Source organism: Phytohabitans flavus (assembly GCF_011764545.1).
In the GTDB taxonomy this organism is placed as follows: Bacteria; Actinomycetota; Actinomycetes; order Mycobacteriales; family Micromonosporaceae; genus Phytohabitans; species Phytohabitans flavus.
This window is the reverse complement of record NZ_AP022870.1, coordinates 8,265,514-8,278,952: the sequence shown is the minus strand read 5'-3', so window position 1 is coordinate 8,278,952 and position 13,439 is coordinate 8,265,514. Positions and strand designations below refer to the sequence as shown.

The 13,439-nt window shown below is 67.3% G+C and carries 9 protein-coding genes, 1 tRNA gene and 1 pseudogene; all 11 read right to left on the bottom strand.

The window, feature by feature from the left end:
• Positions 1–432: 432 nt before the first annotated feature.
• The 11 genes and pseudogenes from Pflav_RS36670 to Pflav_RS36620 all read right to left on the bottom strand — a co-directional run bounded on the left by Pflav_RS36670 (position 433) and on the right by Pflav_RS36620 (position 13,439).
• The gene (locus tag Pflav_RS36670) at positions 433–732 is read right to left on the bottom strand and encodes a hypothetical protein (RefSeq protein ID WP_232072783.1); all 300 of its coding nucleotides are present in this window, start codon (positions 730–732) and stop codon (positions 433–435) included.
• Between the two features lie 151 nt (positions 733–883).
• On the bottom strand, positions 884–4,771 hold the full coding sequence (locus Pflav_RS36665) for a DNA-directed RNA polymerase subunit beta' (protein WP_173041238.1): 3,888 nt from the start codon (positions 4,769–4,771) through the stop codon (positions 884–886).
• Positions 4,772–4,848: 77 nt separating this feature from the next.
• Positions 4,849–8,278, bottom strand: a pseudogene (gene rpoB, locus Pflav_RS36660) (DNA-directed RNA polymerase subunit beta).
• Between the two features lie 642 nt (positions 8,279–8,920).
• Positions 8,921–9,307, bottom strand: a complete 387-nt coding sequence (rplL, locus tag Pflav_RS36655) for a 50S ribosomal protein L7/L12 (RefSeq protein ID WP_173041237.1) — start codon at positions 9,305–9,307, stop codon at positions 8,921–8,923.
• Positions 9,308–9,395: 88 nt separating this feature from the next.
• Positions 9,396–9,938, bottom strand: coding sequence for a 50S ribosomal protein L10 (rplJ, locus tag Pflav_RS36650; RefSeq protein WP_173041236.1), 543 nt, complete (start codon positions 9,936–9,938; stop codon positions 9,396–9,398).
• A 279-nt stretch (positions 9,939–10,217) separates the two neighbouring features.
• Positions 10,218–10,940 carry a 50S ribosomal protein L1 gene (gene rplA, locus Pflav_RS36645; RefSeq protein ID WP_173041235.1) on the bottom strand — a complete coding sequence of 241 codons (723 nt, stop codon included), beginning with the start codon at positions 10,938–10,940 and terminating at the stop codon, positions 10,218–10,220.
• A 63-nt stretch (positions 10,941–11,003) separates the two neighbouring features.
• Entirely contained in the window at positions 11,004–11,435 is a 432-nt protein-coding gene (rplK, locus tag Pflav_RS36640; protein ID WP_173041234.1) for a 50S ribosomal protein L11, read from the bottom strand.
• Between the two features lie 157 nt (positions 11,436–11,592).
• Complete coding sequence (nusG, locus tag Pflav_RS36635) at positions 11,593–12,312, bottom strand: transcription termination/antitermination protein NusG (protein WP_173041233.1); 720 nt, start codon at positions 12,310–12,312, stop codon at positions 11,593–11,595.
• A 23-nt stretch (positions 12,313–12,335) separates the two neighbouring features.
• Positions 12,336–12,734 (bottom strand): preprotein translocase subunit SecE, encoded by a 399-nt coding sequence (gene secE, locus Pflav_RS36630; protein ID WP_173041232.1) that lies wholly within the window; start codon positions 12,732–12,734, stop codon positions 12,336–12,338.
• A 109-nt stretch (positions 12,735–12,843) separates the two neighbouring features.
• A tRNA-Trp gene (locus Pflav_RS36625) sits at positions 12,844–12,916 on the bottom strand.
• A gap of 103 nt (positions 12,917–13,019) precedes the next feature.
• The gene (locus Pflav_RS36620) at positions 13,020–13,439 is read right to left on the bottom strand and encodes a MaoC family dehydratase (protein ID WP_173041231.1); all 420 of its coding nucleotides are present in this window, start codon (positions 13,437–13,439) and stop codon (positions 13,020–13,022) included.

Sequence of the window (13,439 nt, the reverse complement as noted above, 5' to 3'; positions counted from 1 at the left end):
GGCCCAGGATGCCGAGGGGGTATGAAGGGCGGCCCCGGGTGCGGTGCCCACGCCGGGGGTGGCTGGGGGTCACCCCGGCAGGTCCGGCGATCTCGGGCGAGCTCGGCACCGAGGGGCGAAGCGCCTCCCCAGCGGGCCGCCAGCCCGGAGTGTCCTTCGGCTCCTCGCCCCGCTCCGGACGGCCATCCCCCGGCGCGCTCTCCGATGGGCTCGTCGGGCCGTCGGACGGTCCGCTGTCCGCCTCACCGATCGGGCGCCCAGCCTCTCCGATCGGCCGCCCGGCGGCACCTAGGGTGCGGCCGGCCTCCCCGAAAGGCGAATCCACGGGCTCGCCCGCTTGGGAGGGCGGATCCTCGGGCCGCGCCGACCGCGACGCGTCGTCCGTCACTCCGCCCCTCGTCATCGACCCTGCCGGCCGGAAACACCGTCACGCTAGTCGACTCCGGGCGCGAAGTCGTGCCCCGCCGGCTGACCGGCGAAGTCGACCACGGCGATCACGACGGCGACAACCAGCGACGTCGCGGCCAGCGCGACGCCGATCCAGGCCAGCTTTTCGCCGCGCCGCAGCCACGCGGAGCCGGTCAGGTAACCGCCCGAGCGGAACGCCTCGCGGCGCCCCTGCGCGGCCAGCACGATCGCGATGCTGGCCGGCACCAGCCCACCCACGAACGGGCCGGTGAGCAGCGCGACAAGCCCGAGGGCGAAGACCGCGCCGGCCTTGGTGGAGCGCATCGGCTCGGGATCGAGTGGGTGCCGCAGTGCCGCCGGCGTTGTGGTCACGCACCAAGACTACTAACGGCCGCCTGAAGGTTCGCTCAGAAGCTCGCTCACATAGCGAAGCGCCCCGCACGTAACGTGCGGGGCGCTTCGCGACTAACAGGACTTACCGGTACGACCCAAAGTCGAAGTCGTCCAGCGGCACGGCCTGTCCGCTTGCCGGCCCGAAGCCGTAGTCGGTCTCGGGGTAGCCGGTCATCGAGTACACCTTGGCCTTTGCCTCCTCGGTGGGCTCGACCCGGATGTTGCGGTACTTGCTGATGCCGGTACCGGCCGGGATGAGCTTTCCGATGATGACGTTCTCCTTGAGACCGATCAGCGAGTCGCTGCGCGCGTTGATCGCCGCGTCGGTCAGCACCCGGGTGGTCTCCTGGAAGGAGGCCGCCGAGAGCCAGGAGTCGGTTGCCAGCGAGGCCTTGGTGATACCCATGAGCACCGGACGACCGGCGGCGGGCTCGCCACCCTCCGCCACGAGCCGGCGGTTTTCCGACTCGAAGACGGCCCGGTCGACCAGCACACCCGGCAGGAACTCGGTGGAACCCGAGTCGATCACCGTGACCCGCTTCAGCATCTGCCGAATGATGATCTCGATGTGCTTGTCGTGGATGAGCACACCCTGCGAGCGGTAGACCTCCTGGACCTCCTGCGTCAGGTGGACCTGCACCGCGCGCGGGCCGAGGATCCGCAGGAGCTCGTGCGGGTCGATCGTGCCCTCGGTGAGCTTCTCGCCGACCTCGACGTGGTCTCCGTCGTGCGCCCGGAGCCGCACGCGCTTGGAGATCTTGTCGTGGACGATCTCTTCGCTCCCGTCGTCGGGGACGATGATGATCTTCCGCGAACGCTCGCCATCCTCGATCCGGATCCGGCCAGGCGTGTCGGCGATCGGCGCCTTGCCCTTGGGCACGCGCGCCTCGAAGATCTCCTGAACACGCGGCAGACCCTGCGTGATGTCCTCACCGGCGACACCACCGGTGTGGAACGTACGCATCGTCAGCTGGGTACCGGGCTCACCGATCGACTGGGCGGCGATGATGCCGACCGCCTCGCCGACGTCCACCGTCTTGCCGGTCGGCAGCGAACGGCCGTAGCAGGCCGCGCAGACGCCCAGCTTGGACTCGCAGGTGAGCACGCTGCGGACACGCACCGTCTCGACGCTCGCCGCGACCAGCTTGTCGACCACGATCGAGTTGAGGTCGGTGCCCCGCTCGGCGACAAGAGTGCCGTCGGCGCCCTTGACGTCGTCGGCCAGGGTGCGCGCGTGCACGCCGGTCTCGGCGAACTCGTGCACCACCAGCTGACCGTCGATGGTCATGCCGACCGTCATCGGGATGGCCCGGTCGGTGCCGCAGTCCTCCTCGCGGATGATCACGTCCTGCGACACGTCGACGAGACGCCGGGTCAGGTAACCCGAGTCCGCCGTACGCAGCGCGGTGTCGGCCAGACCCTTGCGGGCACCGTGGGTGGAGATGAAGTACTCCACTACGGAGAGGCCCTCGCGGTAGCTGGACTTGATCGGCCGCGGGATGATCTCGCCCTTGGGGTTGGCCACCAGGCCACGGATCGCCGCGATCTGGCGGAGCTGGAGCAGGTTACCGCGGGCACCCGAGTTGATCATCTTCCACAGCGGGTTTTCCTGCGGCAGCGAGGTCTCCATGTCCTTGGCCACCTCGTTGGTCGCCTTGGTCCAGATCTCGATGAGCTCGCCGCGGCGCTCCTCGGCCGTCATCAGACCGCGCTGGTACTGCTTGTCGATCCGGTCGGCTTCCTTCTCGTACCGCTCCATGATCTCGGGCTTGCGCGGCGGCGCGATGACGTCTTCCATGCCGATCGTCACGCCGGACCAGGTGGCCCAGTGGAAACCGGCCTCCTTGAGCGCGTCCAGCGTGGCGGCGAGGGCGACCTTCGGGAACCGCTCGGCGAGGTCGTTGACGATCGCCGAGAGCTGACCCTTGCGGATCTCGTAGTTCACGTACCGGTAGCCCTTGGGCAGGGTCTCGTTGAAGAGCGCCCGGCCCAGCGTGGTGTCCACGATCAGCGGCTCGCCCGGCGTCCACTCCTCCGGAGCATTCCACCGGGGCTGGCCAGGACCGTTGTCGACCTCGACGACGTCCCGCAGCCGCACCCGGATCGGCGCCTGGAGGTTGAGCTCGCCGTTGTCGAACGCCATCCGCGCCTCGGCGTCCGAGCTGAACTCCCGGCCAACACCCATCGCGTCCGGCGTGAGGTGGGTCAGGTGGTACAGCCCGATGATCATGTCCTGGGTGGGCATGGTCACCGGCTTGCCGTCGGCCGGCTTGAGGATGTTGTTCGACGAGAGCATCAGGATCCGCGCCTCGGCCTGGGCCTCGGCGGACAGCGGCACGTGCACCGCCATCTGGTCACCGTCGAAGTCCGCGTTGAACGCGGTGCAGACGAGCGGGTGGATCTGGATCGCCTTGCCCTCGACAAGCTGCGGCTCGAAGGCCTGGATGCCCAGGCGGTGCAGCGTCGGCGCCCGGTTGAGCAGCACCGGGTGCTCGCCGATGACCTCTTCGAGGACGTCCCACACGACCGGCCGCTGCCGCTCGACCATCCGCTTGGCGGACTTGATGTTCTGCGCGTGGTTGAGATCGACCAGGCGCTTCATCACGAACGGCTTGAAGAGCTCCAGCGCCATCTGCTTGGGCAGGCCGCACTGGTGCAGCTTCAGCTGCGGGCCGACGACGATCACGGAACGGCCGGAGTAGTCGACGCGCTTACCCAGCAGGTTCTGCCGGAAGCGGCCCTGCTTGCCCTTGAGCATGTCGGACAGCGACTTCAGCGGCCGGTTACCCGGGCCGGTGACCGGACGGCCGCGGCGGCCATTGTCGAACAGCGCGTCGACGGCCTCCTGGAGCATCCGCTTCTCGTTGTTGACGATGATCTCGGGCGCGCCCAGGTCGATCAGGCGCTTGAGCCGGTTGTTCCGGTTGATCACGCGGCGGTACAGGTCGTTGAGGTCGGAGGTCGCGAAGCGGCCACCGTCGAGCTGCACCATCGGACGCAGGTCCGGCGGGATCACCGGCACGCAGTCGAGCACCATGCCGAGCGGCGAGTTGCGGGTGTTGAGGAACGCCGCCACGACCTTGAGCCGCTTGAGCGCCCGGATCTTCCGCTGCCCCTTGCCGGACCGGATGACCTCGCGGAGGTGATCCGCCTCGGCGTCCAGGTCCATGTTTTCCAGCAGCGCCTTGATCGCCTCGGCGCCCATGCCGCCCTTGAAGTACTCGCCGAACCTGTCGCGCAGCTCCCGGTAGAGCAGCTCGTCGGTGACCAGCTGCTTGGGCTCCAGCTTGCGGAACGTGTCGAGCACCTCGTCGAGCCGGTCGATCTCGCGCTGCGCCCGGTCGCGGATCTGGCGCATCTCGCGCTCGCCAGACTCCTTGACCTTGCGCCGCACGTCGGCCTTGGCGCCCTCCGCCTCGAGCTCGGCCAGGTCGGCCTCGAGCTTGGCGGCGCGCTTCTCGATCTCCGAGTCGCGGCTGTTCTCCGCCTGCCGCTTCTCGGCCAGGAGCTCGTTCTCGATGGTCGACATGTCGCGGTGGCGAGCCTCGGTGTCCACCCCGGTCACCACGTACGACGCGAAGTAGATGATCTTCTCGAGGTCCTTGGGCGCCAGGTCGAGCAGGTAGCCGAGACGGCTGGGCACACCCTTGAAGTACCAGATGTGCGTGACCGAAGCGGCCAGCTCGATGTGGCCCATCCGCTCACGGCGAACCTTCGAGCGGGTCACCTCGACGCCGCAGCGCTCGCAGATGATGCCCTTGAAGCGCACCCGCTTGTACTTACCGCAGTAGCACTCCCAGTCCCGCTGCGGACCGAAGATCTTCTCGCAGAAGAGCCCGTCCTTTTCCGGCTTGAGCGTGCGGTAGTTGATCGTCTCTGGCTTCTTCACCTCGCCGTGCGACCACTGGCGGATGTCGTCAGCTGTCGCCAGGCCGATGCGCAACTCATCGAAGAAGTTGACGTCGAGCAATTTATGTCCCTCGAGTCGTGTCGTATCTCTTGCCAGCTCATAGGTGAGTCAGGGGCGCTGGGCCCCCGACTCACACCTCAGACTTCCTCGACGCTGCTTGGCTCCCGCCGAGACAGGTCGATGCCCAGCTCCTCTGCCGCCCGGAAGACCTCGTCGTCGGTCTCCCGCATTTCCAGCGCCACACCGTCGCTACTCAACACCTCGACGTTGAGGCACAGCGACTGGAGCTCCTTGAGGAGCACCTTGAACGACTCCGGGATGCCGGGCTCTGGGATGTTTTCGCCCTTGACGATGGCCTCGTACACCTTCACGCGGCCGAGCACGTCGTCGGACTTGATCGTGAGCAGCTCCTGGAGGGCGTATGCAGCGCCGTACGCCTGCATCGCCCAGCACTCCATCTCACCGAAGCGCTGACCACCGAACTGCGCCTTACCACCCAGCGGCTGCTGCGTGATCATCGAGTACGGACCGGTCGAGCGAGCGTGGATCTTGTCGTCGACCAGGTGGTTGAGCTTCAGGATGTAGATGTAGCCGACCGCGATCGGGTCCGGCAGCGGCTCACCCGAGCGGCCGTCGAACAGCTGGGCCTTGCCCGAGCCGCCGACGAGCTGAACGCCGTCACGGTTGGGCAGGGAGCTGGCCAGCAGGCCGCTGATCTCCGCTTCCTTGGCGCCGTCGAAGACCGGCGTCGCCACGTTGGTGTCCGGCTCCGACGAGTCGGCGCCGATCGACGTGAGCGCGCGCTTCCAGTCGGTGTCCTCGCCCTCGATCTTCCAGCCGGTCTTGGCCACCCACCCGAGGTGGGTCTCCAGGACCTGGCCGATGTTCATCCGGCTCGGCACACCCAGCGGGTTGAGCACGATGTCGACCGGCGTGCCGTCCTGGAGGAACGGCATGTCCTCCACCGGCAGGATCTTGGAGATGACGCCCTTGTTGCCGTGGCGGCCCGCGAGCTTGTCACCGTCCTGGATCTTGCGCTTCTGGGCCACGTAGACGCGGACCAGCTCGTTGACGCCCGGGGGCAGCTCGTCGCCGTCCTCGCGGGAGAAGGTGCGGACGCCGATGACCGTGCCGGTCTCGCCGTGCGGCACCTTCAGCGAGGTGTCCCGGACCTCACGCGCCTTCTCACCGAAGATCGCGCGGAGCAGCCGCTCCTCGGGGGTCAGCTCGGTCTCACCCTTGGGCGTGACCTTGCCGACCAGGATGTCGCCGGGCACGACCTCCGCGCCGATCCGGATGATGCCGCGCTCGTCGAGGTCGGCGAGCATTTCCTCGCTGACGTTCGGGATGTCGCGGGTGATCTCCTCCGGACCCAGCTTGGTGTCGCGGGCGTCGACCTCGTGCTCCTCGATGTGGATCGAGGTGAGCACGTCCTGCTGCACGAGGCGCTGCGACAGGATGATCGCGTCCTCGTAGTTGTGGCCTTCCCACGGCATGAACGCGACGAGCAGGTTGCGCCCGAGCGCCATCTCGCCCTCGTCGGTGCACGGACCGTCGGCGATGACCTGGCCGGCCTCGACGCGGTCGCCCTCGAAGACGACCGGCTTCTGGTTGACGCAGGAGCCGGCGTTGGAGCGGCGGAACTTGTGCAGCAGGTAGGTGCGGCGGTGACCGTCGTCCTGGTGCACCGTCACGTAGTCGGCGCACAGGTCCTCGACCACGCCACCGACCTCGGCGACGACAACGTCACCGGCGTCGACGGCGGCCCGGTACTCCATGCCGGTACCCACCAGCGGCGACTCGGCCTTGACCAGCGGCACCGCCTGGCGCTGCATGTTGGCGCCCATGAGCGCCCGGTTGGCGTCGTCGTGCTCGAGGAACGGGATCATGGCGGTCGCGACCGACGTCATCTGGCGCGGCGAGACGTCCATGTAGTCGACCGAGGACGGCGGGACGAAGTCGACCTCACCGCCCTTTCGGCGGACCAGCACCCGATCCTCGGCGAAGCTGCCGTCGGACTTCAGCGGCGAGTTGGCCTGGGCCTTGACGTACCGGTCTTCCTCGTCGGCCGTCAGGTAGGCGATCTGGTCGGTGACCCGGCCATCCTCCACCTTCCGATACGGCGTCTCGATGAAGCCGAACGGGTTGACCCGGCCGAACGTGGCCAGCGCGCCGATCAGACCGATGTTCGGACCTTCGGGGTCTCGATCGGGCACATCCGGCCGTAGTGGGACGGGTGCACGTCGCGAACCTCGAAGCCGGCCCGCTCGCGGGACAGACCACCGGGGCCCAGCGCGGAGAGGCGCCGGCGGTGGGTCAGGCCCGCCAGAGGGTTGGTCTGGTCCATGAACTGCGACAGCTGCGAGGTGCCGAAGAACTCCTTGATCGCCGCCACGACCGGGCGGATGTTGATCAGGGTCTGCGGCGTGATCGCCTCGACGTCCTGCGTGGTCATCCGCTCGCGGACGACCCGCTCCATCCGGGACAGGCCGACCCGAACCTGGTTCTGGATCAGCTCGCCCACGGTGCGGAGGCGCCGGTTGCCGAAGTGGTCGATGTCGTCGGCCTCGTAGCCCTCCTCGCCCGAGTGCAGGCGGCAGAGGTACTCAACCGTGGCGACGATGTCCTCGACGGTCAGCGTGCCCTTGTTGATCGGGATGTCGATCTCGAGCTTCTTGTTGAACTTGTAACGACCGACCTTGGCGACGTCGTACCGCTTCGAGTTGAAGAAGAGGTTGTCGAGCAGGGTCTGGGCGTTCTCCCGCGTCGGCGGCTCACCAGGCCGCAGCTTGCGGTAGATATCCAACAACGCCTCGTCCTGGCCGGCGATGTGGTCCTTTTCCAAGGTGGTCATCATCAGCTCGGACCAGCCGAACCGCTCGCGGATCTGCTCGTTGGTCCAGCCAATGGCCTTGAGCAGGACCGTGACGGCCTGGCGGCGCTTGCGGTCGATACGGACGCCGACAGTGTCGCGCTTGTCGATGTCGAACTCCAGCCAGGCACCCCGGCTCGGGATGACCTTGACGCTGGAGAGGTCGCGGTCGGACGTCTTGTCCGGCTGCTTGTCGAAGTAGACGCCCGGCGAGCGGACGAGCTGGCTGACGACCACGCGCTCGGTGCCGTTGATGATGAAGGTCCCCTTGGGGGTCATCATCGGGAAGTCACCCATGAACACCGTCTGGCTCTTGATCTCGCCAGTGGTGTTGTTGGTGAACTCCGCGGTCACGAAGAGCGGAGCGCAGTACGTCAGGTCCTTCTCCTTGCACTCCTCGATCGAGGCCTTGACCTCGTCGAAGCGGGGGCGGAGAAGGAAAGGGACATGGTGCCCGAGAAGTCCTCAATCGGACTAATCTCGTCGAGGATTTCCGCGAGACCGGAGCGGGCGTGCGGGTCATCAGCCGACCGGCCCTGCCATGCCTCGTTGCCGACCAGCCAGTCGAAGGACTCGGTCTGGATGGCGAGGAGGTTGGGGACCTCAAGATGTTCGGTGATCCTGCCGAATGAAATCCGGCGGGGAGCAAATGCGCTCGACGTACGACTGGTCTTCGCAGGGCGGGAAGCTGCCAAGATGCGTCCTTCCGAGGACCGGTGCTGCAAAACGGCCGTTGCGCGCGCACCCCGACTGACCCCGATCCGAACGGCCAGATTTGGACAATCCGGGCAGGGCTAAAGTCGGAAGGCAGCGCAAACTAGCAGTGTAGCCGAACGGCTAACCGCTGTCCAGCCCACCATGGCAGCGCGACGCGGAACGCACCTCGTGGCACCTCACGGTGCCTCCAGGCCGCTCAGAACGCGGCACGCGAGCCCGGTGCCGGCCGGTCGGCTGCGTTGCGATCTCACCAATGGTGGACCTACGCCGCCTTACCCAGCCGGTGGCCGTTGCAAGCGCGGAAGGACTTGCTGATGTCAGCGTGCCTGCCAGCAAACGCTGCGTCAAGGGTTCTGCCGCGGGTCGGACCACCGTGATCGCCGCCACGCCCGACTTTCCACTCTGTATGCATGAAGTGGGCTCCCCGTCACCACCTTTTCGGGTAACGGGGAGCCCACTGGAGAGCTTGCGCGAGATTTCTTGCTGGCCAACGACCACTTACTTCAGCGTGAGCGTCGGGTCGCTAAGCGCATCCTCGGCCTCGCGCCCAACATTCACTTACGTCAGGGTGAACATTCGATGGCTCAGCGCGTGCCTGTGGCCTCGCGCCGACCACCCACTTACTTGAGGGAGACCTTCGCGCCCTCGGCCTCGAGCTTGGTCTTGGCCTTCTCGGCGGTCTCCTTGTTGACCTTCTCCAGGATCGCCTTCGGGGCGGCCTCGACCGCGTCCTTGGCCTCCTTGAGGCCCAGGCCGGTCAGCTCACGCACGACCTTGATGACCTGAATCTTCTTGCCACCGTCGGCCTCGAGGATGACGTCGAACTCGTCCTTCTCCTCCTCGACCGGCGCGGCGGCAGCGCCACCGGCCGGGCCGGCAGCGACGGCGACAGGCGCGGCGGCCTGGACGTCGAACGTGTCCTCGAACTGCTTAACGAAGTCCGACAGCTCGATCAGCGTCATCTCTTTGAACGCGTCGAGCAGCTCGTCGGTGCTGAGCTTCGCCATGGTGTCTGGCGTCCTTCCTTGGTTGTTTCGATTTCCCGGGATTGGCCGTCACCTCGTACGCCCGCACCCAAGGAGCTGACTCGCCGCCTTACTGAGCGGCCTCTTCCTTCTCGCGCTTGTCCTGAAGTGCGGCCGCCAGACGAGCGGTCTTCGTCAGCGGGGCCTGGAGCACGGCCGCGGCCTTGCTCAGGTTCGCCTTCATGGCGCCGGCCAGCTTGGCCAGCAGCACCTCGCGGGACTCGAGGTCGGCGAGCTTGTTGACCTCGTCAGCCGAGATCGCCTTGCCCTCGAACACGCCGCCCTTGATGATCAGAGCCGGGTTGGCCTTCGCGAACTCGCGCAGGCCCTTCGCCGCCTCCACCACATCGCCGGAAACGAAAGTGAGCGCGGTAGGACCGGTGAACAGCTTGTCGAGGCCGCTGATGCCAGCTTCCGTCGCAGCGCGCTTGGCCAGGGTGTTCTTCGCGACCGAGTACGTCGTGGTCTGACCCAGCGAGCGCCGCAGGTTGGTGAGCTGCGCGACCGTGAGGCCGCGGTACTCCGTCAGCACGGTCGCCTGTGCCTTGCGGAAGTGCTCGGTGAGCTCGGCGACGGCCGTGGCCTTGTCGGCCCGAACCGGCTTGTCCGCCATGTCCCTCCTCTCGTTGCGCCTGGCTGGTGCTCCCGGGCCTGAACAACGAAAACGCCCCGGCGCAGAGGGCGCACGGGGCGGGACATGATGTCACGCTTGCTCGCACATCGCCCTGCGCGGGTCGCCCGTCGAACGGGACCTTCGACCGCGCCGGAGCGCGGTGACCAGCGGTCTTCGGGTGGTACTTCGCCGCAAGGGTACGCGGTACAGCCGCTACCCGCCAAATCGAGAGCGGCGCGCTCCCCGACCGGGGGAACGCGCCGCTTCCGCGAAGAAGGATCAGGCCTCCGCCGCCGCTGCCTCACTGACGAGGCCGCGGGTCACGTTGGGGTCGATCGGCACGCCGGGGCCCATCGTGGTGGTGACGGTGACCTTCTTCAGGTACTTGCCCTTGGCCGCCGACGGCTTGGCGCGGAGCACCTCGTCGAGCACAGCCGCGTAGTTTTCGACCAGCTTGTCCTCGGTGAAGGACGCCTTGCCGATGATCAGGTGCAGGTTGGAGTGCTTGTCCACCCGGAAGGTGATCTTCCCGCCCTTGATGTCGGCGACAGCCTTGGTGACATCCATGGTCACGGTGCCCGTCTTGGGGTTGGGCATCAGACCGCGCGGGCCCAGGATCCGCGCGATCCGACCGATCTTGGCCATCTGGTCCGGCGTGGCGATCGCCGCGTCGAACTCCAGCCATCCGCCCTGGATGCGGGCGACCAGCTCATCGGTGCCCACCTCGTCGGCGCCAGCGGCCGCAGCCTCTTCGGCCTTGGCGCCGGCCGCGAAGACGATCACGCGGACCGTCTTGCCGGTGCCGTGCGGCAGGTTGACCGTGCCGCGGACCATCTGGTCGGCCTTACGAGGGTCGACGCCGAGGCGCATCGCGACCTCGACCGTGGCGTCGAACTTGACCGTGGTGGTCTCCTTGGCGAGCTTGATCGCCTCGGAAGGGGTGTACAGCTTCGACCGGTCGATCAGGTCGAGAGACTTGCGGTAATTCTTGCTGTGCGGCATATCTGCTGATTTCTCCTGTGGTCTCGGCGGGCCCCGGTCGGGCCCTCCCACGAGTGCTGTTGCTTATTCCTTGACAGTGATGCCCATGGAACGGGCGGTGCCGGCGATGATCCGCTCGGCGTGGTCGAGGTCGTTGGCGTTCAGGTCCGCCATCTTCTTCTCGGCGATCTCACGCAGCTGGGCGCGGGTGACCGAGCCGACCTTCTCGGTGTGCGGCGTGCCGGACCCCTTCGGCACACCGGCCGCCTTGATCAGCAGGCGGGCGGCGGGCGGGGTCTTCAGCACGAACGTGAAGCTGCGGTCCTCGTACACGCTGATCTCGGCCGGGACGATGTCGCCCCGCTGCGACTCGGTCTGCGAGTTGTAGGACTTGCAGAACTCCATGATGTTGACGCCGTGCTGGCCCAGCGCCGGACCGACCGGCGGCGCCGGCGTGGCCTGGCCCGCCGGCAACTGCAGCGTGAACGTCTTGACAAGCTTTTTCTTGGGAGGCATGGCTCTTTCCTGGGCGTGGTGGTGATGTGGATGACGACCGGTTGGCGCGCACGGTCAAGCGCAGCCGACAGGCCGACGTTAAAGAATAGCGCGACGGTCCGGAGCGGTGCCCAGTGGGCAGGGCCGGCCCGATAGGCCGGCCCTGACGACGACCGCTTTAGATCTTCGAGACCTGGTTGAAGTTGAGCTCGACCGGCGTCTCTCGCCCGAAGATCGACACCAGCACCTTGAGCTTCTGCTGGTCGGCGTTGATCTCACTGATCGTGGCCGGCAGCGAGGCGAAGGCGCCGTCGGTGACGGTGACGGAGTCGCCGACCTCGAAGTCGAGGACCTTGACCTCCGGCTTGGCCTTCTTCTGCTCGGTCTCGACCGCAGGTGCCAGCCACTTGAGCACCTCGTCCAGCGAGAGCGGCGCGGGGCGGTCGGCCCGGTCGGTCGCACCGACGAAGCCGGTCACGCCCGGGGTGTTGCGCACGCAGGAGTAGGACTCCGGGGTCAACTCCATCCGCACCAGGATGTAGCCCGGGAAGACCTTGTTTTGCACCTGGAGGCGCTTGCCGTTCTTGACCTCGACCTCTTCGCGGGTCGGCACCTCGACCTGGAAGATGAAGTCCTCCATGTCGAGGCTCGTGATCCGGGTCTCGAGGTTGGTCTTGACCTTGTTTTCGTAGCCGGCGTAGGAGTGCACAACGAACCAGTCGCCGGGTGCGTAGCGCAGCTTCTGCCGCAGCTCCGCCACCGGGTCGTAGTCACCGTCCGGCTCTGCGACCGGCGCGTACTCCGGCTCGCTGTCGGCCTCGACCGCCTCCGGCTCGGCGGCGGTAGCCACCGCGGACTGCTCGTCGGCCGCCGCAGCGGTCTCGTCGTACTCAGGCACGCTCGCTCACTTCCGTCTTATGTCTATTCCTGGTTGCCGAAGACGAACAACACGCCCTTGGCGAACCCGTAGTCGAGGCCAGCCACGATCGCCAGCATGAAGGCGACGAACACCACCACGACGGCGGTGTAGGTCAGCAGCTCCTTGCGGGTCGGCCAGATGACCTTACGAAGCTCGGCCACCACCTCGCGGAAGAACCGCATAAGCCGGCCGAACATCCCCACTCGGGTGACGTCCTTCTTCGCCTTCGGCTTATCGGCGGGCTCGGTCTTGCGACGCTCACGGGTGGCCGTACCGCCGCGCGAGACCGGCTGGTCCTCGTCGTCGTCAGCATCGTCGTCGACAGCGTCGTCGAACGACTCGTCGAGGTCGTCGAAGTCGTCGTCCGCTGGCTCTTCGCCGCGCCGCTTGCTCTCGGCCACTTCGCCCTCCGTGGGGGGTGGTTTGACACTTTGCCCCACCGGTCCCGGCGACGAGCCTCGGCCAGCGAAGCCGGCGGGACCCGTCCCGGGGCCGGTCAGGCCTTAGGCGCAGGGGCGACAGGACTCGAACCTGCAACCTGCGGTTTTGGAGACCGCTGCGCTGCCAATTGCGCCACACCCCTGTGTAGGCAGCGATCCCACCCCAGGCACGCCCGGGCAGGGGTAGCTACCCCACGGCGCACCAGTGTACGGGTACGCCCCTGAGATTCCCAACCTGGCACCCGTCTACGCACGCTGACGGCGGACGATCGCCCGCGCCTGCGAGAGCACCTTCTCCCCGTGGCACGTCGCGGTGATGTCGATTTGGGTGAGCCCGTCCTCGGTCTCGCCCTTGGCCACGCCCCGGAACTCGACCTCCGTGCCCTCGTCGTCGTCCGGCACCGGTACCGGCCGGCTAAACCGCACGCTGAAGTCGACCACCGCGTCGGGCGCGCCGGCCCAGGTGGTGACCGCCCGGCCGGCCAGCGCCATCGTGAGCATGCCGTGGGCGATAACGTTCGGCAGGCCCACCTTGGTGGCGAGCCGCTCGCTCCAGTGGATGACGTTGAAGTCGCCGGAGGCGCCCGCGTAACGCACCAGGTCGGCCCGGGTCACCCGGTAGGTCTGCGTGGGCAGCTCTTCCCTCTCAGCCTTCCCCGCGTCCAT